1 protein-coding gene is annotated in these 1624 nt (G+C 43.0%); it reads right to left on the bottom strand.

Annotated features, from left to right (window positions below):
* A partial coding sequence (locus tag AWW67_RS18980) for a hypothetical protein (RefSeq protein ID WP_221405251.1) occupies nucleotides 1-1624 on the bottom strand: 1624 nt, incomplete at both ends.

Genomic DNA, 1624 nt, shown 5'->3' with positions numbered 1-1624 from the left:
TGCATCGTTACCTGCTGCATCGGCTATAATTGATCCATTAGTTACTAAAGAGGTTGTTGTTAAATAATCAAGGTCTGAATTTGTGTCGCCAGTCTGAACTGTATAGTTGAACGTTAATGTATTTGTTCCGCTGCCACTTGAATAATCAACAACTCTATCTGTGATTCCTGTTTCTAGGGTTAATTGTGGAACCTCTCCAACACAACCAGGAGTCAGGTTAACTACCTCGCTGAACGTCACTGTTACTCCTATCACTTCTCCCACTTTATATGCACCATCAGCTTTGGTTGAACTTACACTCGTTACCGTTGGAACAATTCCATCAACCAAAACAGCCGTAGTGGCGCCTACTGAGTTTAGGGTGGTAACTAAATCATTACCTGCGGCATCTTTCATTGTACCTCCGTTAAGGTCTAGCGCTCCTACAGTAATACCGTCTGTATCTTCATCGCCTGCTACTACTCTGTAGCGGAAAACTAAAGTTTGGGTACCAGAATTACTGTGAAAAACCGCTTGACGTGTATTAGACCCTATAGTGATTGCTATTTGAGGGGTGCCTGATGTAGTATTCACAATCACATTCTCGCTGGTGTTCACCGTGAAAGTCATAAGACTATTTACTGGGTTACTTCCATTTGCTGGTACACTTACACTGGTAACTGTTGGTAATACTGCGTCTACCACTATGGCTTTGTTCGCTCCCAACGAATTGGCCGCCCCTGGAGTGGCCAAAGTTAAAGTAGCGTCATTACCTGAGGCATCTTTAATCGTACCTGAATTTAAGGTTAACGAGTTCGTAGCAACGTAATCCAAGTCAGCACTTACATCGCCTGATTGTATTGTATAGTTGAAGGTCAATGTATTCGAACCTGAACCTGAAGTGTAGTTTACTGCTCTATCCGTTGCTCCTGTTTCTAATTCTATTTGAGGAATACCTGTTACCGTAACTGCTTCGGAAAATGTAACCGTTACCGCTACTGCATCGCCAGCGTTATATGTGCCATTGTTCGTAGCCGAACTTACACTTGTTACTGTTGGAACAACTCCGTCAATCACTAGCGCTTTATTAGATGCCAATGAACCGCCTGTGGCTCCTTGCTGTACGGTAAGACTAGCATTGTTCCCTGCTGCATCTTTTATTGTTCCACCATTCAAGCTAAGGGCAGTTGAGCTCGTGACATCCAAATCTGCACTCACATCTCCTGCCTGAACAGTGTAGACAAAACGTAGGGTAGATACACTCCTGTCTACATAGTTAATGGTTCTATCTGTGGTTCCTGTTTCTAGTTCTAACTGAGGCGTTCCAGTAACTAATACCTCTTCACTGTATTGAACATATATATTGATGTTGTCTCCAACTTTGAAGGTTCCATTGGTAGCATTCGAGGTTACTTCTAAAACAGTTGGTACAACTTTATCATTAAGGCTTGCTGTGTTATTAGTGGTTTGATTAGCATCTGCGGTTAAGCCGTTTTGGTCAAATACCGCATTGGCCTGAAGGTCTACCTCTAGGGTTTCAGCTCCATCTGGCGTGCCTGTTACACTAAAGAAAATTCTAACTACGGTTTCTCCACCTGAAAGCGCTGTAGCTGAACCTTCTGCCGTATTGTCATTCTTCTTTACG

This window comes from Roseivirga seohaensis (assembly GCF_001592945.1).
GTDB lineage: Bacteria > Bacteroidota > Bacteroidia > Cytophagales > Cyclobacteriaceae > Roseivirga > Roseivirga seohaensis.
Note: the sequence above shows the minus strand (reverse complement) of the source record. Positions and strands in the feature narration are given on the sequence as shown.